Annotated in this window: 14 protein-coding genes; 6 read left to right on the top strand and 8 right to left on the bottom strand. The window is 71.2% G+C overall.

Annotated elements, in window-relative coordinates:
• Window positions 1-105 precede the first annotated feature (105 nt).
• The 4 genes from ABZY12_RS30865 to ABZY12_RS30850 all read right to left on the bottom strand — a co-directional run bounded on the left by ABZY12_RS30865 (window position 106) and on the right by ABZY12_RS30850 (window position 3,955).
• Window positions 106-327, bottom strand: coding sequence for a hypothetical protein (locus tag ABZY12_RS30865; protein ID WP_356896114.1), 222 nt, complete (start codon window positions 325-327; stop codon window positions 106-108).
• 40 nt (window positions 328-367) lie between these two features.
• Window positions 368-1,348 carry a PhzF family phenazine biosynthesis isomerase gene (locus ABZY12_RS30860; protein WP_356896112.1) on the bottom strand — a complete coding sequence of 327 codons (981 nt, stop codon included), beginning with the start codon at window positions 1,346-1,348 and terminating at the stop codon, window positions 368-370.
• A 112-nt stretch (window positions 1,349-1,460) separates the two neighbouring features.
• Complete coding sequence (locus tag ABZY12_RS30855; protein ID WP_356896110.1) at window positions 1,461-2,984, bottom strand: leucyl aminopeptidase; 1,524 nt, start codon at window positions 2,982-2,984, stop codon at window positions 1,461-1,463.
• 71 nt (window positions 2,985-3,055) lie between these two features.
• Window positions 3,056-3,955: a DMT family transporter gene (locus ABZY12_RS30850; RefSeq protein ID WP_356896152.1), complete on the bottom strand. Its 900-nt coding sequence runs from the start codon at window positions 3,953-3,955 to the stop codon at window positions 3,056-3,058.
• Window positions 3,956-4,094: 139 nt separating this feature from the next.
• On the opposite strand from ABZY12_RS30850, the gene ABZY12_RS30845 reads away from it, so the two are divergent.
• From ABZY12_RS30845 to ABZY12_RS30835, 3 genes are all read left to right on the top strand, one after another.
• Window positions 4,095-5,030: a LysR family transcriptional regulator gene (locus tag ABZY12_RS30845; RefSeq protein WP_356896108.1), complete on the top strand. Its 936-nt coding sequence runs from the start codon at window positions 4,095-4,097 to the stop codon at window positions 5,028-5,030.
• 604 nt (window positions 5,031-5,634) lie between these two features.
• Entirely contained in the window at window positions 5,635-6,861 is a 1,227-nt protein-coding gene (locus ABZY12_RS30840) for a S1 family peptidase (protein ID WP_356896106.1), read from the top strand.
• A 117-nt stretch (window positions 6,862-6,978) separates the two neighbouring features.
• Entirely contained in the window at window positions 6,979-7,956 is a 978-nt protein-coding gene (locus tag ABZY12_RS30835; RefSeq protein WP_356896104.1) for a helix-turn-helix transcriptional regulator, read from the top strand.
• 70 nt (window positions 7,957-8,026) lie between these two features.
• Here the strand turns inward: ABZY12_RS30835 and ppk2 are convergent, their stop codons facing one another.
• The 3 genes from ppk2 to ABZY12_RS30820 all read right to left on the bottom strand — a co-directional run bounded on the left by ppk2 (window position 8,027) and on the right by ABZY12_RS30820 (window position 11,909).
• The gene (gene ppk2, locus ABZY12_RS30830) at window positions 8,027-9,019 is read right to left on the bottom strand and encodes a polyphosphate kinase 2 (protein ID WP_356896102.1); all 993 of its coding nucleotides are present in this window, start codon (window positions 9,017-9,019) and stop codon (window positions 8,027-8,029) included.
• A 120-nt stretch (window positions 9,020-9,139) separates the two neighbouring features.
• Window positions 9,140-9,904, bottom strand: coding sequence for a class I SAM-dependent methyltransferase (locus ABZY12_RS30825; protein ID WP_356896100.1), 765 nt, complete (start codon window positions 9,902-9,904; stop codon window positions 9,140-9,142).
• 115 nt (window positions 9,905-10,019) lie between these two features.
• A complete protein-coding gene (locus ABZY12_RS30820; RefSeq protein ID WP_356896098.1) occupies window positions 10,020-11,909 on the bottom strand; it encodes a ricin-type beta-trefoil lectin domain protein in 1,890 nt (629 codons plus the stop codon).
• Between the two features lie 284 nt (window positions 11,910-12,193).
• Between ABZY12_RS30820 and ABZY12_RS30815 the strand changes: the two genes are divergently transcribed.
• Together ABZY12_RS30815 and ABZY12_RS30810 are read left to right on the top strand one after the other, a co-directional pair.
• The gene (locus ABZY12_RS30815; RefSeq protein ID WP_356896096.1) at window positions 12,194-13,174 is read left to right on the top strand and encodes a LacI family DNA-binding transcriptional regulator; all 981 of its coding nucleotides are present in this window, start codon (window positions 12,194-12,196) and stop codon (window positions 13,172-13,174) included.
• Between the two features lie 129 nt (window positions 13,175-13,303).
• The gene (locus ABZY12_RS30810) at window positions 13,304-16,387 is read left to right on the top strand and encodes a glycoside hydrolase family 3 N-terminal domain-containing protein (RefSeq protein ID WP_356896094.1); all 3,084 of its coding nucleotides are present in this window, start codon (window positions 13,304-13,306) and stop codon (window positions 16,385-16,387) included.
• 252 nt (window positions 16,388-16,639) lie between these two features.
• Here the strand turns inward: ABZY12_RS30810 and ABZY12_RS30805 are convergent, their stop codons facing one another.
• On the bottom strand, window positions 16,640-19,408 hold the full coding sequence (locus ABZY12_RS30805; protein ID WP_356896092.1) for a S8 family serine peptidase: 2,769 nt from the start codon (window positions 19,406-19,408) through the stop codon (window positions 16,640-16,642).
• A gap of 323 nt (window positions 19,409-19,731) precedes the next feature.
• Here ABZY12_RS30805 and ABZY12_RS30800 point away from each other — a divergent pair, with 323 nt between their 5' ends.
• Window positions 19,732-20,565 carry a (2Fe-2S)-binding protein gene (locus tag ABZY12_RS30800; protein WP_356896090.1) on the top strand — a complete coding sequence of 278 codons (834 nt, stop codon included), beginning with the start codon at window positions 19,732-19,734 and terminating at the stop codon, window positions 20,563-20,565.
• Window positions 20,566-20,591: the final 26 nt, after the last annotated feature.

Genomic DNA, 20,591 nt, shown 5'->3' with positions numbered 1-20,591 from the left:
GTCGCGTACCGACAGCGCCTTTTTGCGCGGGTGGCGGCGCTGGTCTGAGGCTGCACCGACCGTGCCCGAACCGGTTCTCGCGCTACGGCGGCCGCAGGCGCGAGCTCACGGCGGCGACTCCGCCCATACGCCCGGGCCGCCGCCGCGCCACTCGATGAGGGGCGACTCCACCACTTCGTCCGGCCCCAGCTCGAGCCCCACCGAGGCCAGCAGATCCGCTACGTCCGCCACGCTCTCGGCCAGCCCGAGGATCCGTCCGTCCGCACGGACACGGCGGCCGCCGGTCGCGGAGGGCGGATGGACGACGACGGGCGGGTGACTGCTCATGAGCCCACGGTGGCTCCGGTACGCCCCGAACGCATCCGCCTTACTCCAGACGGCGCACCCCCGGGGGCGGTCGGCCGGGAGCCTCCGGGGCGACACTCGGGGACGCCAGCTCGGCCCGGAACGCGGTCACCGCGTCGCCGATGATGGTCACCGAGAGGCCGCCGTCAGGCCGCACGTCGACACGTACCCGGACGTCCCCGGGCCGTCCCATGGCCACCCCCTGGCGACCGGTGAAGTCGAGCCGCCCCTCGGTCGCCGGCACGAGGCCGTGCCGTACCAGGTAGGCGCCGAGCGGGCCGTGTCCGTTGCCCGTGACCGGGTCCTCGGTGATGCCGATCGCCGGTGCGAACATCCGGGACCAGGTGAGCAGTCGGGCGTCGCCGGTGGCCCGGGTGAAGACGAAGAAGCCGTTGCTGCCGACCTCACGGCTGAGCGCCGTCAATGCCGACGGGTCCGGTCGCAGCGCGTCGACGACGGCGCGGTCCCGTAGCTCCACGAGCACCTTGGAGTGGCCGGTCGACACCGTCTGGACGGGGGCGTTCTCCACCAGGTCGGCGGTGCCGGCTCCCAGGGCCCGCAGCAGCCAGTCCACTTGGCCGCCCTCCAGCTCGGGTCCGAACTCCGCCCGTCCCTGGTGCATGCCGATCCGTACCCGGTCCCGGTCCCCGTCCCCGTCCCCGTCCCCGTCCCGGTGGATCTCCACCCGTTGGATCAAGCCGGCGCCCGTCTTCTGCCGCAACGATCCCGACGGCAGCCCGTACTCCACCGCACGGGCGAAGTGCGCCCCCACGGTGGCGTGCCCGCACGTCGGCACCTCGGTCGTCGGGGTGAAGAAGCGGACGCGCACGTCGTGGTCGGCGGCGTCCGCGGGCAGAACGAAGGCCGTCTCGGAGTTGTTGAGTTCCCGCGCGACCGCGAGCATCTCGGCGTCCGACATGCCTTCCGCGCCCAGCACCACACCCGCCGGATTGCCCGTGAAGGGCGTCCGGGTGAAGGAGTCGACCTGATAGAGGACTCTCATCGCCGTCGGCCTCCTCGGCCCGCGCACCGGGAACGGGCCGCCCGCGTCCCGGCTCGGAAGGGTGCGGGGGCCCCGGCTGCCGTGACGGGGCGGACGGCGGGCACGGGGCGGCTCACCGGTACGTCCCCAGCCGGTCGAGCGCGCCGGCCGCGGCGTCCTCGGCCAGCCGGACCAGGGTGCGCACCGCGGAACCGGTGCCGCCCCTGGGGGTGTAGCCGTACGGCGCGCCTTCGTGGAAGGCCGGTCCCGCGATGTCGATATGGGCCCAGGGCACGCCGTCCGGCACGAACTCCTTCAGGAAGAGGCCGGCCACCAGGCCGCCGCCCATCCGCTCACCGGTGTTGGCGATCTCGGCCACCGGTGAGTTCAGGCTCTCCCGCAGTTGGTCCGGGAGCGGCATGGGCCACGCCTCCTCCCCGGCTCGCCCGGCCGCGTCGACGACCTGGTCACGGAAGGCGTCGTCGCCGGACATGACGCCGAAGATCCGGTGGCCCAGCGCCATCTTCATCGCGGCGGTCAGGGTGGCCACGTCCACGAGGGCGTCCGGTTCCTCCTCGCCCGCGCGGACGAGGGCGTCGGCCAGCACCAGGCGGCCTTCGGCGTCGGTGTTGAGCACCTCGACGGTCTTTCCGCCGTACATCCGCAGTACGTCCCCCGGTTTGGTCGCCGAGCCGGACGGCATGTTCTCGGCGAGGGCGAGCCATCCGGTGACACCGACCCGCAGCCCGAGGCGGGCGGCCGCCACCACGGCGGCGAAGACGGCGGCGGCGCCGGACATGTCGCGCTTCATGATCTCGTTGAAGCCGACCGGCTTCAACGAGATGCCGCCGGAGTCGTAGGTGATGCCCTTGCCGACGAAGGCGAGGGTGGTACGCGCGGCCGGGTGGCGGTAGGCGACCCTGACGAGGCGTGGCGGCCGGACCGAGCCCTGGCCGACGCCGAGGATGCCGCCGAAGGACTTCTCGGCGAGCGCCCTCTCGTCGAACACCTCGACGTCGAGCCCGTACTCCTCGCCGGCCGTCCTCACGGTGGCGGCGAAGATCTCCGGCGTGAGGTGGTTCGCCGGCATGTTGACGAGGTCGCGCGAACGGTTCGTCTCCACACCGATCACCGTGCCGCGCCGGACACCGGCCGCGACCTCCTCCCGGACCTCCTCGGCCGCAAGGATCACCAGTTCACCGACGGGGGCCTCGCGGTCGCCGGGGGCACGGTAGGCGGTGAAGGCATAGGCGCCGAGCAGGCCGCCGAGCGCCACCGCCTCCGCGGCCTCGGCGGTGGCGACCGGAAGCGCGAGGGCGGCCCGCCCGGTACCCGTCAGGACGCGGGCGGCCACACCTGCCGCCCGCCGCAGCGCTTCCGTGGCGGGCAGGCCGCCGTCGGCGGCCTCGCCCAGGCCTACCGCGAGAACCATCTCGGCCTTGAGGCCCGCCGGTGCGGGCAGCTTGAGCGTCTCCCCCTCGGCGCCCGTCATACCGAGGGAGCCGAGCGTCGCGGCGAGCCCGCCGCCGAACGCCTCGCTCACGGCTTCCGCGCCCGGCGCCGGAACCGGCCCTCCGGGGCTCGTCACGACGCCGATCACGACGCAATCCGCAGGCAGCGCCGCCGCGGTGGAATCGGCCACGGCAAGGGTTGTCACGTCACTGTCCTGTTCTCCAGCGGTTTTCTCTGGCGGTTTCTCTGGCGGTTTCGGGATCGGGAAGCGTCGGCTCAGCTCCGGCCGCGCGTGGTGAGAGGGGACGGCGGGTGGACCGATGCCGCCGGAGCCGGCTTCTTCCGGCGCGTCATGCCGACGCCGACGAGAACGATCAGCATCCCCGCGGCGACCCGGAGGCTGAAGGGTTCGTCGAGCACGAGGGCGCCCAGCCCGACCGAGACGACGGGCAGCAGATAGCCGACGGTCGCGGCATCGGTCGCGCCTTCGTCGGCGATGATCCGGTACGTGAGGTGGAAGGTGATCCCGGTGGCGAAGACCCCCAGGATCACCACCGCGACCAAGACCGCCGGGTCGACGCGCACCGGCGCCAGGCCACCGGCCGGCAGGCTCAGGGCGGTGAGTCCGGACGCGGCGAGGAGCTGGGCCGTGGAGAGGGAGAGGGTCGCGTACCCCTTTCCGGCGAGGGTGCGTCCCATGTACGTGAAGCCGATCGCGTAGCTCGCCGCGGCGGCGACGATGGCGAGGGCGCCCCAGCTGACGATCCCGGCTCCTCGCCATGGAGCGAGGATCAGCACCACACCGCCGAACCCGAGGAGGATGCCGCCCCAGCGCAGCGGGCGGACTCCGCGCTCCGTGCCGATGGCGATACCGACGAGCAGGGACCAGAGCGGGGTGGTCGCGTTCAGCACCCCTGCCACCCCGGAGTCGACGGTCTGCTGGCCGATGCTGAACATCGCGAACGGCAGCGCGTTGCACCAGAAGGCCGCGACGAACACACGGCCCCAGACGGCGCGTTCACGAGGAAGACGCTGCCCTGACTTCAGGCACAGCACCAGCAGTGTGCCGGCGCCCAGCAGACAGCGGGCGAGGGTGACCTGTACCGGGGAGAGTGCCTCCAGGGCCAGTTCGATCCACAGGAAGGTCGACCCCCACAGCAGGGCGAGCACCCCCATCCGGGCCACCGCCCATGTCCTGCCCGCGGCAGCGTTCACGCTCGGTTCTCCTCCCAGGTCTCCCCCGAGAGAACGACGATGCCGCGAGCCGCACATAAGCACAATCAAAAGGTTCTGCATGACCATTAAGCTGTGCTACATGCTGGATTTGAGACGGATGCAGGTGCTGCGGGCGGTGGTCACCAGTGGATCGGTGACCGCGGCCGCGGCGCACCTGGGATACACCCCCTCCGCGGTGAGCCAGCAGGTGGCGGCGCTGGAGAAGGAAGCCGGGATCACCCTGCTCGAACGGGTGGGACGCGGCGTACGGCCGACCGCGGCGGGCCGGCTTCTCACCGAGCACACCGCGATCATCAGCCGGAACATCGCCGAGGCCGAGACGGCGCTGGCCGACCTACGAGCCGGACGCACCGGCAGGCTGGCCATCCGTTACTTCACCTCGGTGGGCCCGACGCTCGTCGCGCCCGCCCTGGCCCGGCTCCGCCGCGAGCATCAGGGGGTGCGGATCGACCTCAGACTGATCGACCCAAAAGACCCGCTGGCGGAGGTCGCACAGGGCGATGCCGACCTGGCGATCGTGGTCCGGCCCCGTGACGGCGGTCGGCAGGGCGTCCACCTGGTGCACCTGCTCGACGACGAGTACCTCGCCGCGCTCCCCGCCGACCACCCGCTCGCCGCGCAACGCGTACTCGACCTCGCCGATCTCGCCGGCGAGCCGTGGATCGGCAGCGAACCGCCAGGTCCCTGCCTCGACGTCATGCTGGAGGCGTGTGCCGCGGCCGGCTTCAGCCCCGACTTCGTGGCGAAGAGCGAGGACTACGCCACCGCGCTCGGTTTCGTCGCCGCCGGCCTCGGCGTCGGACTCATCCCCCGCCTGGGAGCGGCCGGCCGCCGCTCGGGCGTCGCCCTCCGCCGGGTCCGGCGGCCGGAACCGGTCAGAACCATCCACGCGGCGGTACGCGAAAGCACCCTGGACCAGCCCGCCCTCCGCATGCTGCTCCACGCGCTGGAAGCGGCCGCGAAGCACCCGGCACCCGGCACCGCGTCACGCGCTCGCCGGCTCGGGAGGTCATGACTTCTCGGCTTGTTGCCGCCCTCGGAAGGGCGGGGTATTCGAAGAGCCGGCTGAGCGATTCGGTCGCGCTCGGCGGTTGAGGCGGTCGCGGGCGGGCGGGTCCCGGCTGGGCGTTGTCGTTAACCGTTGGGCCCGGAACTGTTAAATCCCGGTGGTTCCCGGCTTCTTGCGGACAGCCGCGGGGTGCGCGAGCATTTCGTCCGCAGCCCGGCCCTTTTCGACGCGGCGGCGGCCATCCCCGCGCCGGAAAAGGTACTTCACGAAGTGCCGACGCAAGGTGTGACGAGCGAGCGGGAAACGCCCCCCACATCGAATTCACGCTTGCGTGTGCATCGTCGTCGGCGCGGGTTGCCTGGCCGACCGGTGGCAGTCAACTCCGGTCGGCATTCTTCATGTTCTCTTCTGCGGTTTCTTCCCGGCTCACGTCCTGATGGAAGGCCAGCGGGAAACAGTTCCGCCGAACTCTGTTAAATACTCACCGCCCCCTTTCTCTTGTCATGATCGCGACGCTGCCAACAGAATTCACCCGCTGGCCATTTGGAGACCGAGGCCCCGCATCGGCGATGTGGAAGCCAGTCAGGTCGAAGGCTCAAGAGGAGAACGCGTGAACAGACTCAGTAGGACTTTGTCGATCGGCGCGATAGCCGGGGTGATGGCTCTGACCGGAGGTGTGGCGACCGCCTCGCAGGGCCCCGCCGCGGACCCGACGCCCGCCCCGGCCGCCCGTAGCCAGCCCACCGGCATGGTGAAGGCGCTCGCCGACTCACTCCGCGTGTCCGTCGCGCAGGCTCAGCGGACGCTCGACCATCAGAGCTCCCAACAGGAGACTCTGGAGCGCCTGGGAACGTCCGGAATCCCCACCGGGAGCGCGTTCTTCGACGCCAAGGGCACCCTCACGGTCAACGTCGCCACCGCACGACAGGCCGCCGAGGTCAAGGCGGCCGGACTCGCCGCCCGCATCCCGGCCCGCACCCCGGCAGCGCTCGACCGGATCAAGTCGGCACTCGACAAGCTCGCCGAGAAGAAGGTTCCGGCGGGCGTGGAGTCGTGGCACGTCGACCCGGTCAGCGACAAGGTCGTCGTCACCGTCCGCGACACCGCCGACGCCACCAGCCGCGCCTTCGTGACCGCGGCGCGCTCCCACGGCCCGGCCGTCACCGTGCGGACCACGGAGAACGACGCCTCGCAGCCCGCCGCCGCCATCGCGCCCGGCAGCAAGATGAACATCAACACCTCCGACGTGAACGGCCCCTACTGTTCTGTCGGCTTCGGGGCCCGCGACTGGCAGGGCCGGCAGTACCTCGCCACCGCCGGCCACTGCATCGAGGGCCTGCCCACGCTGTACTTCAACGGCTCACGGTTCGCCAAGGGCACCAGCGGCCGCTACGCACTGGGCTACGACAGCGTCGACATGGGCGTCGCCGCCATCGACTCCGGCAACTCGATCACCACCGCGGTCGGCGGCTGGCGGGTCGTCGCGGACACCCCGGTCCGAGGGAGCCAGCGGGCCGCCGTCGGCGCGACGGTATGCAAGTCCGGCGCGACCACCAAGTGGACCTGCGGCACCATCAAGAGCTACAACAACTCGGTGACCTACACGGCCAAGGGCCAGCCGGCGACCCTGGTCAAGGGCCTCGGCGGGTCCACCGTCTGCATCCACAAGGGCGACAGCGGCGGCGCCTGGATCACCGGCCAGGGCCAGGGCCAGGGCGTCACCTCCGGCTCGGGCAACCTCACCTGCGACGGCAGCTTCGGCAGCGGGGTCGGCTGGTTCCAGCCGCTGGACGACCTGCTCGACTACTACGGCCTGACGCTGAACACCGCCCCCTGAGCGATCCGGACCGCTTCCCCAACGTCGGCTCCGGCCCGGTGAAAACGGCGGCCACCCGTCCCTCCGGTCAGGTGGCCGCCGACTGTACACTCCCTGGATCGGAGACCAGGAGGCACCATGGCTGACCAGGGTGAAAGCCTCTCCGCCCCGGACACGCCGCCGGTCCAGGGACACGACTGCTCCCCTTCCGCTTTCGGGCAGGCACTGCGCGAGGCGCTGGACCGCAAGGGGCTGACCCTGCAACGCCTGCGCGACCACCTCGCCCTCCGCGGCATCCAGGTGAGCACGGTCACGCTGAGCCACTGGCAGCGTGGACGGAGCCAACCGGAGCGGCTGGAGTCACTGCGCGCGGTGACCGAGACCGAGGCGATACTCGGGCTGCCGACCGGAGCGTTGCTGACCCTGCTCCGCCCGCGGCGCCCGCGCGGACGCTCGCTGCCCACCCCGCCGGAGCGGCTGGAAAGCGCCCGCCCCGTCTTCGGACCGAAGCACCCGCTCGCCCAGGCTCTGGGGGAAGAGGAGTTCAGCCGCCTGAACGCGGGCACGGTGCCGCTCAGCGTCCACGAGACCGTCCACCTGGACCACATGGGCCGCATCACCCACTACGCGGTGACTCAAGTGGTCCGGGCCACGCACGACGGGGCCGACCACATCACCGCCCACCTCAACATGGACGAACGCCCCGGGCCCTCGATGAGCGCATCCGTCCAATGCGGCACCCTCATCGACCAGCAGCGCGTTCCCGAACTCTGCCTGATGACCCTGCGGATCGGCTTCGGACGCCCGCTCGCCCGCGGCGAGAGCACCGTCGTCTCGTACACCGTGGACATCGGACCCCACCCCCACAGCGACACGAACCACGAGCGCACCTTGCCACTGCACGTGCGGCAGTACCTCCTGCACGTGTACTTCCATCCCGACGCCCTGCCCTCGTCGGTCTATGGCTACTACCGCGAACGGGACGGCGCCCCCCGCCGCGACATCCGCCTGCTCGCCCTGAGCGGCTCGGGCACAGCCCATATCCTGCCCGCCGACGCCTCGGCCGGGGTGCACGGCATCTTCTGGAAGTGGGGCACCCCCTCCCCCACCGCCTGACGACTTCCCGGGATCACCGCCGGCAGGCGGTGCGATCCTGCGCCTCCTCAGGCTGCGGCGGCCTTCGGCGTTACGCGTCGGCTCCTCCGCGTCCCGGGTGTTCCCCCGGGCCCTCGCGGAGCGGAGCCAGAGGGGTGGGAGAGAGCGCGGTCGTCTCCTCCCCCGGTTCGAGAAGGGTGTCCGCGGCGCCGACGATGAGGGGGTCGGGGGCGCCCACCGCTTCCGGGTCCTTGCTCGCGTAGTCGATGCGCGACAGCAGGCTGCGCATGGCCTCCAGGCGTGCCCGTCGCTTGTCGTTGCTCTTGACCACCGTCCACGGCGCGTGCTCGGTGTCCGTTGCCCTGAACATGGCGACCTTGGCGGTGGTGTAGTCGTCCCAGAGATCGAGCGAGGCCAGGTCGGTGGGTGAGAGTTTCCACTGCCGTACCGGGTCCACCTGCCGGATGGCGAAGCGGGTGCGCTGCTCGGACCGCGACACGGAGAACCAGAACTTCATCAGGTGGATGCCGTCCTCGACCAGCATGCGCTCGAACAGCGGGCACTGATGGAGGAAGAGCGAGTACTCCTCGTCACTGCAGAAGCCCATGACCCGCTCGACGCCGGCCCGGTTGTACCAGGAACGGTCAAAGAACACGATCTCGCCGGGGGCGGGGAGGTGGGCGATGTAGCGCTGGAAGTACCACTGCCCGGATTCTCGCTCGGTCGGCTTGTCCAGGGCGACGATCCGGGCGCCGCGAGGGTTGAGCCTTTCGGTGAACCGCTGGATGGTGCCGCCCTTGCCGGCGGCGTCCCGGCCCTCGCACACCACGACCAGCCGGGCTCCGGTGTCCTTGGCCCATCGCTGCAGCTTGAGCATCTCGATCTGCAGGATCCGCTTGGCCCGCTCGTACTCGCCCCGGCGGATCTTGCGGTCGTACGGGTAGTTCTCCTGCCAGGTACGGATGGGGTCGCCCGCGGCGCTGAGCAGGACGGGCTGCTCGGGGTGCGTGTCGTCCACGCTCAGCCCCTTCAGCAGGTTTCGCTCCTTGGCGGCCTGATCGTCTCCGCCGTTCGTCCCGCTCACGTGATCACCTCGTCGTCCGGGGCCTCTGTCCCTACCAGTGTCGGCCGTGGACGGCGTGAACGGGGTGAACGGCGTGAACAGGGTGGACGGCGTGAAGGGGGCGAGGCCGTGGCGCCTCGCTCAGGGCGCGGACAGCACGGCCACGTCATAGCGCTCGATCACCGGGACAGGGCGCGTCGTGGGCTCCTCCTGGGCGTCGGCCCGCAGCCGCCGCAGTCCTTCCTGGAACTCGGCGGCGGTGAGCTGGGTGAACTTCGACTGGGGCCGGGACGTCATGCGGGCGTGGTAGTCGCGCAGACTGGCGGTGACCGGCCGGGCGAAGGACGTGACCGACCGGACCGTGAAGCCGGCCGCCGCGAAGTCATCGAGCAGCTCCGACCGGGACGGGAACCGCTGTGCGTCCAGCTCACGCAGGCGCGGCCAGTAGTCGTAGACCAGTGCGTCCAGCCGTTCGCGGAACGTCGTCCGGATGACCACCGCTCCGCCGGGGCGCAGCACGCGGGCCAGCTCCCGTGCCGCCCGGACCCGGTCCGGCAGATGGTGGACCACCCGGGACAGCAGCGCGAGGTCGAACCGGTCGGAAGCGGTGGGAACGGACTCCGCTGTGCCCACCACGTACCGGACGGAGGGGTGGGCGTTGAGGAGCCGGGCCTGGGTGAGCATGGGTACGGAGGTGTCGACCCCGACCACCGTCGACGCGTTCAGCCAGCGGGCCATCGCCGAGCAGAACATGCCGGTCCCGGCCCCGATCTCCACGACGGCGGGCGTCGGACGGTCCGTGAAGGAGCCGATGAGGTGCGTCCAGTCGCGCAGTGACCGGTCCGGCATCTCGTTGCCGCTCTGGTAGACGCCCGCCAACCGCTCATCGTCATAGACCCTGGCCATGCCGATGATGCTGCTGGTTCCGGTCCCCCAGGGCAAGACCGCACCTCTCCGGCCGAGAGCCCGTGAACCACGGGCCCCCGCCCCTTCACGTGCCGCCTCTCCGCGCGGGATCGGTCTACCGCAGCTGCCACTTCTGGTTGGCCGCGCCCGTGCAGGACCAGATCTGTGCCCGGGTCCCGTTCGCGGAGCTGTGGTCGGAGGCGTCCAGGCACTTGTCCGCCGGGACGTTCACCAGGTCCTGGCCGGCCGTCTCGTAGCGCCATGACTGCGCGCCGGTGCCGTTGCACGTGTACAACTGCGCCTTGGATCCGTCCGCCGTCGCCCCGGACGTCACGTCCAGGCACTTGCCGAGCGCCCGCACCGAACCGTCGGTGCCGATCGTCCAGCGCTGGGCCGCGGAGCCGTTGCAGTCCCAGAGCTGGACCGGCGTACCGTCGGCGCTGGAACCGCCCGCCACGTCGAGACACTTGCCTCCCAGGCCCACCAGGGCGCCGGACGTCTCGGGTCCGTCGGCCTGGCCGCCCGACCAGGTGAAGGTGGCGGACGTCTTGCCGGGCAGGGAGTACGTGAAGTGCCGGCCGCCCCATTCGACGGTCATGGTCCGTGCGCTCGTGGAGTCGTTGTAGGCGATGAGGGCCTTGGAGCCGTCCGTGTTGCGCCAGGCGACGTTCGGCACGGCCGAGTCGGCGGTGGAGGCGATCCGGTGCGCGCCGGGCCGCACGAACTTCGTGAGGTGGCCCATCGTGTAGTACTCGACGGTGTAGTCGACCTGGCCGTGCCGGGAGTCTCCGTTGTGCACGGTGATCAGGCCGTCGCAGGTGCCGCAGCCGCCGTTGTGCGGGCCGCGGTTCTGGTCGACCGCGAGCGACCACTTCGTCACCGACTTCGCCCAGTTACGGGTGTAGTCGATGATGTTCATCATGTCCTCGCGCTGTTGGTTCGCGATCCAGGTGCCGCCGGAGTGCTCGGTCTGGAAGGCGTCCAGCTGCGGATACTGGTGGTGGATCTCGGTCTGCTTGGCGACGTTCCCGCCGTAGCCGTGCCAGGCGACGCCGCCGAAGTTCGGGTGGCTGCGCACCGCGGCGTCGTTCACGGTCTGTGCCGCGTAGGCGTCGTAGGTGTCCCAGTTCCAGTCGTGCGCCAGGACCTTGGTGGGGAGGCCCGCCGCCTGGAGCTCGGGCAGCAGTTCGTTCTTGGTGAAGTACGCGAGTCCCGAGGCGTTCCAGCTCATCGACGGGTAGTCGGAGCAGCAGGTCGGTTCGTTCTGGGCGGTGACGTAGTCGACGGGGACGCCCTGGTCGCGCCAGGCCTGGAGGTACTTCACGAAGTAGTCCGCGTAGGTGCCGTAGTGCTCGGCCTTCAGCCAGCCGCCGTTGAGCTGCCCGCTGTCCTTCATCCAGGCGGGCGCGGTCCACGGCGACGCGACCAGGGTGAGGCTCGGGTTGAGCTGTGCGGCCTGTCTGGTCAGGGGCAGCACGTCCTGGAGATCGTGTGCGATCGAGAACTTCGACAGGGTGGGGTCGGTCTGCCCGGCCGGCAGATCGTCGTAGGTGTAGCCGTACCGGGCCAGGTCGGAGCCGCCCATGGGGTTGCGGACGAACGACAGGCCGATGCCCTCGGTGGGTGAGAAGAGCTTCCTCATCGTCGCGTCGCGGGTCGCCGCGGAGAGGGCTCCGGAGCCCTTCATCAGCCAGGCGGCGGTGTCGGTGAAGGAGGCGCCTCCGCCGGTGAAGGTCTGGTAGCGGGTGTTCTCGTCGACGGTGATGCGGGAGCCGCCACCGCCGGTGCCCGCCTGGAAGGTGACCGGCGTCTGCTGCTGGAGGCCGCGCGTGACGTGGCGGCCGCCCGCGTCGTCGGTCGTGGTGAGCCAGATGTTCACCTGCTCGCCGGCGGCCTGTGCCGTGCCGGTGGAGAGGCCGCTCAGTCCGGCCGTGGCGAGCGCGGCGGCGAGGAACACGCTCGCGAGCCGGCGGACGGTCGGCGGCCTCTTCGGCGGTCTGGTCATGTCGGTGCCCTTCTCGGTGGGTGTGGGGGGTCCGTGGACCGAGTGATGGACCGAGGCGTGAGTGAACTGCCCGGGCGAACCGCCGTCAACCCTTTGCGTATTCAGATCTTGAACACACAAGTGGCCGCCATTGCGGGGAATTTGGAATTCAGCCGATGTCGGTGTGAAGTCTTGACGGCACGACGGCCTGGCTGTTGACTCGCCGCACCGCGCCGGAACCGGTTCCGGTACCGGTTCCGACAGCGATGTCAGTCCCTGCACGGCACCCGCCACGGAGGCCCCCGATGCGTGTCACCATCGCCGACGTCGCACGTGAGGCGGGGGTCAGCAAGACCACCGTCTCCCGCGTCCTGAACACCGGGGCGGAGGTGGACGCCGCCACCGCCGCCCGTGTTCGCGAAGTGATCGGTGTGCTCGGTTACGTCCCCAGCTCCGGTGCGGTCGGCCTGGCCCGGGGCAGCAGCCGTACGATCGGCATGCTGACGCCCTCGCTCACCTGGCCGTGGATGGGCGAGGTCCTCCAGGGCGTCGCCGACACCGTCGAAGCCGCCGGCTACGGACTGCTGCTGTTCACCTGCAACCGGGGCGCCGACTCCGTAGAGCACTTCGCCGGCCAGGTCTCCGCCCGGGCCTTCGACGGTCTCCTCGTCATCGAGCCGGAGAACACCCTCGACACCATCACGGCCATGCACCGCCGGGGTCTGCCCGTCGTCCTCATCGACGACCGCGGCCACCATCCGGCGTTCCCTTCCGTGGCCACCACGAACCGCGCCGGCGGCGCGTCGGCGGCAGCCCATCTGCTCGCCTCGGGACGCCACCGCCCCCTCGTCCTCACCGGGCGCCGTGACTTCGGATGCGTACGCGACAGGCTGGCGGGGTTTCTCGAGGTCTTTCCCACCGATCTGGTCGTCGAGGGCGAGTTCACCGAGGACTCCGGCCGGCGCGGCGTCGAGTGGGCCCTCGCCGAGGGCCGGGACTTCGACTGCGTCTTCGCGCACAACGACCTCATCGCCGCCGGTGTGATGCGCTCCCTGCGCGAGGCGGGCCGCCGAGTCCCGGAGGATGTCGCGGTCGTGGGCTTCGACGACATCCCCATGGCCCGGCACACCGAACCACCGCTGACCACGGTCCGCCAGCCCATGCGGCGGATGGGTGAGACCGCCGCCGAGATGCTGCTCGCCGGGCTCGTCGGCGAGACGATTCCCGACGAACCGGTCGTCCTCCCCACCGAACTCGTCGTCCGCCGCTCCGCGCCGGCTTCCTGAGCCACCCTCCTGGCGACCCACTTCGGCCGCCTCCCCGATGCGGCACGGCGCCCCCGCCCCTGCCCGCACGCGCCGGCGGGCATGAACCCCGACCCCGCACACCGCCCCTGTCGTACAGAAGGAGCCGCAATGCCACGACCCCGTCTCAGAAGCAGAACGAGTACGGCGTTGATCGCAGCCACCGCCGTCCTCGGCGGTCTGCTCGCCGGTGCCCTGCCGAGCGCCGCGGCCGCCGACGACCCCGTGCCCGTGGCCGTCGACCGCTTCGAGGGAGAGATCCCCTTCGCGAACCCTCCCGCGGAAGGGATCTTCACCTGGGGCAGCGACGCCGACGACCACCCGACCCTGCGGATCGACGAACGTGCCGACGCGCCGGAGGGCGACAAGGTCCTCGAAGGCAGCTACGACATCAGCGGCTGGGGCGGTTTCAGCCACGACTTCGCCTTCGACGCACCGGCCCACGACTGGACCGCGTTCAAGGGTGTCCGCTTCTGGTGGTACGGCCAGAACACCGCGCCGCTGCCGCCGGGTTCGGGCAAGCGCGTCCACTTCGAGATCAAGGACGGTGGCGCGAACGGCGAGGCGTCCGAACTGTGGACGACGTCGTTCACCGACGACTGGGAGGGCTGGCATCTCGTCGAGATCCCGTTCTCCGACTTCCAGTACCGCGCGGACTACCAGCCCGTCGGCGGCATCGACCAGATCCTCGGCCTGAACGAGATGTGGGGCTACGCCCTCACCCTGCCGCCGGGCTCCCCCGGTTCCTTCGCCCTCGACGGCATGGAGCTGTACGGGAAGGCCGAACCGGCCCTGAACACCAAGGTCGTCACCGACGCCGCCGTGTACCCGGTCGGTGAGGGCGGCACCGCCCAGGTGAGGCTCTCGGTCGCCACCACGGGCTCCGGGCCGATCGACGAGCCGGTCACGGTCACGTACACCACCGAGGGCGGCACCGGCGGCGGCGCCGAGGCCGGCAAGGACTACACGCCGGTCACCGGCAGCGTCACCTTCCCGGCCGGCACGGCCTCCGGCACGTCCCGTTCGATCGCGGTGGCGACGACGAAGGACGGCGCCGCCGAGTCCGCCGAGACGATCCCGCTCACGCTGTCCGTCACCGGGGCCAAGGCCCCCGCGGAGACGCCCCAGGTCGTGGTGGACGCCCACGGCCTGCCGTACCTCGACAAGAGGCTCCCGGTGAAGAAGCGGGTGGCCGACCTGCTCGCACGGATGTCGCTCGCCGAGAAGGTCGGCCAGATGACGCAGGCCGAGCGGAACGCGCTCAAGTCCCAGGGGGACATCGCCTCCTACGACCTCGGCTCGCTGCTCTCCGGCGGCGGCTCGGTGCCCACGCCCAACGCGCCCGAGGCATGGGCGAAGATGATCGACACGTACCAGCTGCGCGCCCGGGCCACCCGCTTCCAGATCCCGTTGATCTACGGGGTGGACGCGGTGCACGGCCACAACAACGTCATCGGGTCGACGATCATGCCGCACAACATCGGCATCGGTGCCGGCCGTGACCCGAAGGTCGCCGAGAGGACGGGCGCCGTCACCGCGAAGGAGGTGCGGGCCACCGGCATCCCGTGGGACTTCGCGCCCTGCCTCTGTGTGACCCGCGACGAACGCTGGGGCCGCTCGTACGAGGCGTTCGGCGAGGATCCCGCCCTGGTGACCGCGATGGAGACCGTGATCAACGGTATGCAGGGCGCGCCGAACGGTAAGGACCTCGACCGCAACGACAAGGTGCTCACCAGCGCCAAGCACTTCGTGGGCGACGGCGGTACCGAGTTCGGCTCCTCGACGACCGGCTCGTACACGATCGACCAGGGCGTCACCAAGGTCACCCGCGAGGAGCTGGAGGCGGTGCATCTCGCGCCGTTCGCCGAGGCCGTCGAGCGCGGCGCGGGCACGGTCATGCCCTCGTACTCCTCGCTGGACGTCCTGGGCGACGACCAGGGCCCGGTGAAGATGCACGCCAACGCCGAGATGATCAACGGCGTCCTCAAGGGCCGGATGGGGTTCGACGGCTTCGTCATCAGCGACTGGCAGGCCATCGACCAGATTCCGGGGGACTATCCGAGCGATGTCCGTACGTCGGTCAACGCGGGCCTCGACATGATCATGGTGCCGACCAACTACCAGGACTTCACCCGGGTCCTGGAGGACGAGGTGACGGCCGGGCGCGTCGGCCGGGCACGCGTCGACGACGCGGTGTCCCGGATCCTGACGCAGAAGTTCAGGCTCGGTCTGTTCGAGCAGCCGTACGCGGACACCACCCACCTCGGCACGGTCGGCTCCCCCGAGCACCGCGCCGTGGCGCGTGAGGCGGTGGCCAAGTCCCAGGTGCTCCTGAAGAACGACGGCGCCGTGCTGCCGCTGAAGACGTCGCAGAAGGTGTACGTCGCCGGTTCCAACGCCGACGACCTCGGCAACCAGGCCGGCGGCTGGACCATCAGCTGGCAGGGCTCGTCCGGCCGGACGACGACGGGGACCACGATCCTCGAAGGGATGAGGAAGGCCGCCCCCGACGCCGAGATCACCTACTCCAAGGACGCCTCCGCCGCCACCGACGGCTACGACGTCGGCGTGGTCGTCGTCGGCGAGACGCCCTATGCCGAGGGTTTCGGGGACGTGGGCAACGGCCACGACCTCGAACTGAGCGGAGCCGACAAGGCGGCCGTCGACAAGGTCTGTGCCGCGATGCGGTGCGCGGTCCTGGTCGTCTCCGGCCGTCCCCAGCTCATCGGTGACCGGCTCGGTGACATCGACGCCCTGGTCGCGTCCTGGCTGCCCGGCACCGAGGGCGACGGCGTCGCCGACGTCCTCTACGGCAAGCGCCCCTTCACCGGGCAGCTGCCGGTCACCTGGCCCAAGTCGGAGGCGCAGCTGCCGATCAACGTCGGTGACGCCGCCTACGACCCCCAGTTCCCGTACGGGTGGGGCCTGACCACTCTGTCCAAGGCGCCCGCCGGCGGGGAACCCGCCTTGAAGGCCATCGCCCTCGCGGCCAGGGTGCTTGAGGCGACCGGTCGCGGAACGTCGGCGGAGGGCAGGGAACTGGTCGCCAAGGCGCGGACGATCGTGCAGCAGCGGATCGGCCAGGACATCACCGAGGCGACGGCCAAGCCGTTCGCCGAAGCGGACCATCTGCTCCTGACGGGCGATCTCACCGGCGCCGTCGGCAAGCTGACGGCGGCTTATCGGGCGGCCTGAGAACCCGGGTGCGGGACCGCTGCGGCCCGCCCCGCGGCCGTCCCGTACCTACCGGGTCGTGCCGGGTCATGCCGGGTCGTGCCGGGTCGTGCCGGGTCGTGCCGGGTCGTGCCGGAGGGACCGACGAGGCACCGCCTCGCTCGGTTCTCGGGTTCATCGTTCCGGCGGCCGGAACACGTGAGGCCCTGGAGGGGAATCCTCCAGGGCCTCACTCATCGGATGCGTCCGGTCAGCTCCGGATCACCGTCGAGGTCAGCCGATCGCCCAGCCGAATCCGCCGCCCGCGGCCGGGAGGCCGTTCTGGCCGGGCTGGTGCACGCTCACCGTCCCGGTCGCGCCGGTACGACCGCCGGTGGCGTTGCCCCACGGCAGGGCCTGCGCGACGCCGTACGGGGTGGTGTTGGGCACGCCGACGTAGAGCCGGGAGGCCGTGACGCCCAGATGGTTGCCGATGGCGTGGCCGGCCGTCGGGCTGCCGCCCAGACCGGAGGCGTTGCCCGCCTCGAGCCAGAAGTCGGTGTCGCCGGGCGCGCCGAACGGGTAGAAGGTCTGCACCGCGCCCGCGTCCGCGGTGGTGCCGACGTCCTCACCGGGGATGCCGACCGCGAGGACGAGGGTGTCGGCCGTGCCGGGCTCGCGCGGTGACAGGTTGGCGAGGGCGAGTTTCTGGCCGAACTTGTCGCCGGCCTCGGCTCCGCCCTGCACGTTCTCGACCTCGGCGTTGAAGTTGGCGGCCTGGGTGACCGCGCCGGCCCCGGTGACCCTGAAGGACTGGACGGCGCCGGCCTGGCTGACGTTGGTGGTGCCGACCGTCAGGGCCTCGCCCGGGGAGCCCACCGCGAAGACGGTGTCGGTCGCGGCGGCCGTGGCGGAGGGTGCGTAGGCGACGGCCGCGACGGCCGCGCCGAACTGGTCGCCCGCCTCCGACGCGCCGGACACGAAGTCGTCGTCCTGGCTGATGCCCTGGAGGGGGGTGGGGATGTCGTCGGCGTTCAGGTCGTGCTTGAGGATCTGCACACCGCCCGCGCTGGCCAGGGTGCCGATCGCCTCGCCCGGCGAGCCGATGACGAGGTGGTTGGCGGAGGCCGCGACGGCGGAGCCGAACTTGTCGCCGGCCTCGGCGGTACCGCCCATGCCCGGCTTGTCCTGGTGGACGGCGACGTTGACGCTTCCGCGCAGGTAGTGGGCGCTGCCCGCGTCGGCGACGCTGCCCAGGTCCTCACCGGGCACGCCGATCACGAGGTACGGCTCGCCCGCGGTGGTGTGACCGGCTGCGACGGCGGCGCCGAAGCGGTCACCGGCCTCGGGGGCCGAGCCCAGGATCGAGCCCGAGCCGGTGCCCTGGACGAGGTCGACAGGAGCCTTGCCGGTGGACAGACCGGCCGCCGCGCCGTAGAAGATCTGGGCGGAACCGGCGTCCGTGGTCGTGCCGACGTCCTCGGCCGGGACACCCACCAGGAGGTCGGTGCAGCCGTCCTTGTCGTCGTCGAAGGTGGCCAGGTTCTCCCCGAAGCGGTCACTCGGCTCGGCACCACCCGAGACGGCGGCGAGGTCCTGGTTGATCTCGGCGGTGCCCTTACCGCCGCCGTGGATCACGCGGACGACACCGGCGCCGGCGTCACCGCCCACGGCCGCCTTCGGGTCACCGACGACCGTGTCCTCCACGCCGTCGCAGTTGAAGTCCGTGATCCGCGGCGCCAGCGCCAGGTCGAGCCTGATGCGCGGAGTGGTGGCGGTCGCGTAGGAGATGGGCTTCCCGGTGGTCTCCAGGGCCGTCTCCAGCTCCGAGACACTGGCCCGCGGGTACGCCTGCTTGAGCACCGCGAAGGCGCCCGCGACGTGCGGGGCGGCCATGGACGTGCCGTTGCCCGAGGAGTAACGGTTGCCGGTGACCGAGGAGACGACGTTGCTGCCGGGGGCGAACACGTCCAGCAGCGGACCCCGGTTGGTGAAGGACGACAGCTGGTCGTCGTCCATGGTGCTGCCCACCGCGATGGCCGAGGAGATGCAGGCGGGGGTGGCCACGCCTTCCACGCCGTTGTTCATGGCGGAGACCACCGTGGCGACACCGGCGGCGCGCAGGTTGTCGATGACCGCCTTGCGGAAGTCCGTGTCACAGTGCGCCGTGTAGGTGGTGCCGGAGCCCAGGCTCATGTTGGCCGCGACGATCGGCATGCCGGACTGCCGGAGCTGCAGGACCTTCTCCAGGCCCGCGAGCTGGTCGCTGTTGTACGCCTTCACGCACGGCGCCTTGCCGACGCCGCAAACCGCCTCGGTGCTGTTCTTGTGGAACACCTGGATGGCGACGATGCCGGCGCCGGGGGCCACACCGGTCTTGGGGGCCCCGGTCAGGCCCTGCCCGTTGCCGGCGGCGATGCCGGCGACATGGGTTCCGTGATGGCACGCCCAGAACCCCGCGCAGGGGCCGCTGTCCGCGTCGGCCGAGCCCGGCCCCTCCTGCTGGTCCGTGCCGTCGGGGCACAGGCTGGTGACGCCGGCGGCGGTGTCGGTGGTCGAGAAGCACGCCTCGGCGATCACCCGGTTTCCGAAGAAGGGGTGGTTGACGGCGACACCGGTGTCGATGATGGCCACCGCGGTGCCGGCGCCGGTCTTCCCCGCGGCGACGGTCTTGTCCGCGCCGATGAGCGGAATGGTCGAATCCAGGCCGGGGGACGCGGCCTCGTCCTCGGTGACGCTCACGACACCGGGCTGGGCGGCCAGTTCCGCCAGACCGGCCTTGTCCACCCGCAGCGTGGTCACGGGCACGGTGGACAGGGTCTGGAGGGCCTTGCCGGTCTTGCCCGCCCGGGCGGCGGCGGGCAGGTCCGCGCGGCTCCTGGTGAGGACGTTGACCCTGACCGTGCCGCCGGCGGCGACCTCGTCGTGAAGGGCCGGATCGATGGGTGCGGTTGCCGCCGGGGTTGCCGTGTCAGCGCTCACCGGGGCGGCGTTGGCCGGTATCGCGCCGAGCGTCACGGCCACCATCGCCGTGATGACCGTGGACCATAGAGGTCGTTTCATGTCGCTCCGTAATGAAGCGGACAGTGGGGGATGCCCGCGTGATCATGGATGGGAAGGCGACACGGTATCGAACGGCCTGTCGAGGGTGAGCCGTACCCCGTTCGGTGGTCGGCACCGGAACTGGCCCCTCTGGGCCGCCACTACGCCGTCCCGCCGCGGTCGGCCGTCCGGCGGCGCGTTCCGGTCTGCCGCCGGCGCGTCGAATGCGAGTTCGTCGCTCACGTGGCGGACACGCACGCGATACACCGTGCGCTCCACCCCGGGGTCGCTATAAGGTAAGCCTTACCTCTCTCGTGTGACTCGTGTGGAAGACGGGAAGTAACGTGCCGCTCTCGACCACCCCCGCCGCCCCGGCCCCCTCCGTCGCGTCCGTCGCGTCCGTCGCGTCCGTCGAGCCGCTCGCGGGTGTCTATCGGCGGCTCGGCGAGATCTCCCCCCTGGTACGGATCCAGGCCGGCCCCGCCCCTCAGGAGACGGCGGCCGGATGGGTCGAGGGGCGACGACTCGGGCGGGAGGCCGAGGCGGTGGAGGGCCTGGTCGCCGCTGAGGAGCGGCGCATCGAGCAGGCGTACGGAAAGGCTCCCCGGCGCGATGTCGCGGCGACCTGGGCGTTCCAGCGGTACACGTTCACCGCCTGTCTCGCGATGAGCGGGCCCTGGTATCTCGAACGGCGTGTGCCGCGCGTGCCGTTGGAGCTGGTCGCGTACGGCTGGCGGGAGCGGGAGATGACCGTCGGCGCCGAGGCGATGACATGTCTGCCCGGCGACCCGCTGGAGGGGTTGCCCGGGGTGCGCACGGTCGCCGGGCCGGAGGCCCTGCGGGCCGAGTTGCGGTCCGCCGTCGCCGAGCATCTCGCCCCGGTGCTGGAGGCCTTCCAGCCGCACGTCCGACGCCGGCCGCACGCCCTGTGGGGCATGGTCACCGATCAACTCGCGGGAGGCGTCTGGCACCTGGGCCGGGCGCTGGGCGACGCGGGTGCCGCGACCGCGGCCGCCGACGCGCTGCTGCCCGGCTCCACACCGCCGTACGTCGGTGCCGCCGGGTTCCGGCCGTCTGCGGATCTGGACGGCGAGCCGACGCGGACCCGTACCAACTGCTGTCTGTACTACACGATCCGGCCGGACGAGCTCTGCGCCACCTGTCCCAGGAAGCGCTGAGGGGGGCCGGACACCTTCCGGTGTCC

The organism is Streptomyces sp. NPDC006551, from assembly GCF_040611675.1.
Taxonomy (GTDB): Bacteria; Actinomycetota; Actinomycetes; order Streptomycetales; family Streptomycetaceae; genus Streptomyces.
The sequence above is the reverse complement of the archived record's forward strand: the minus strand, read 5'-3'. Positions and strand labels throughout refer to the sequence as shown.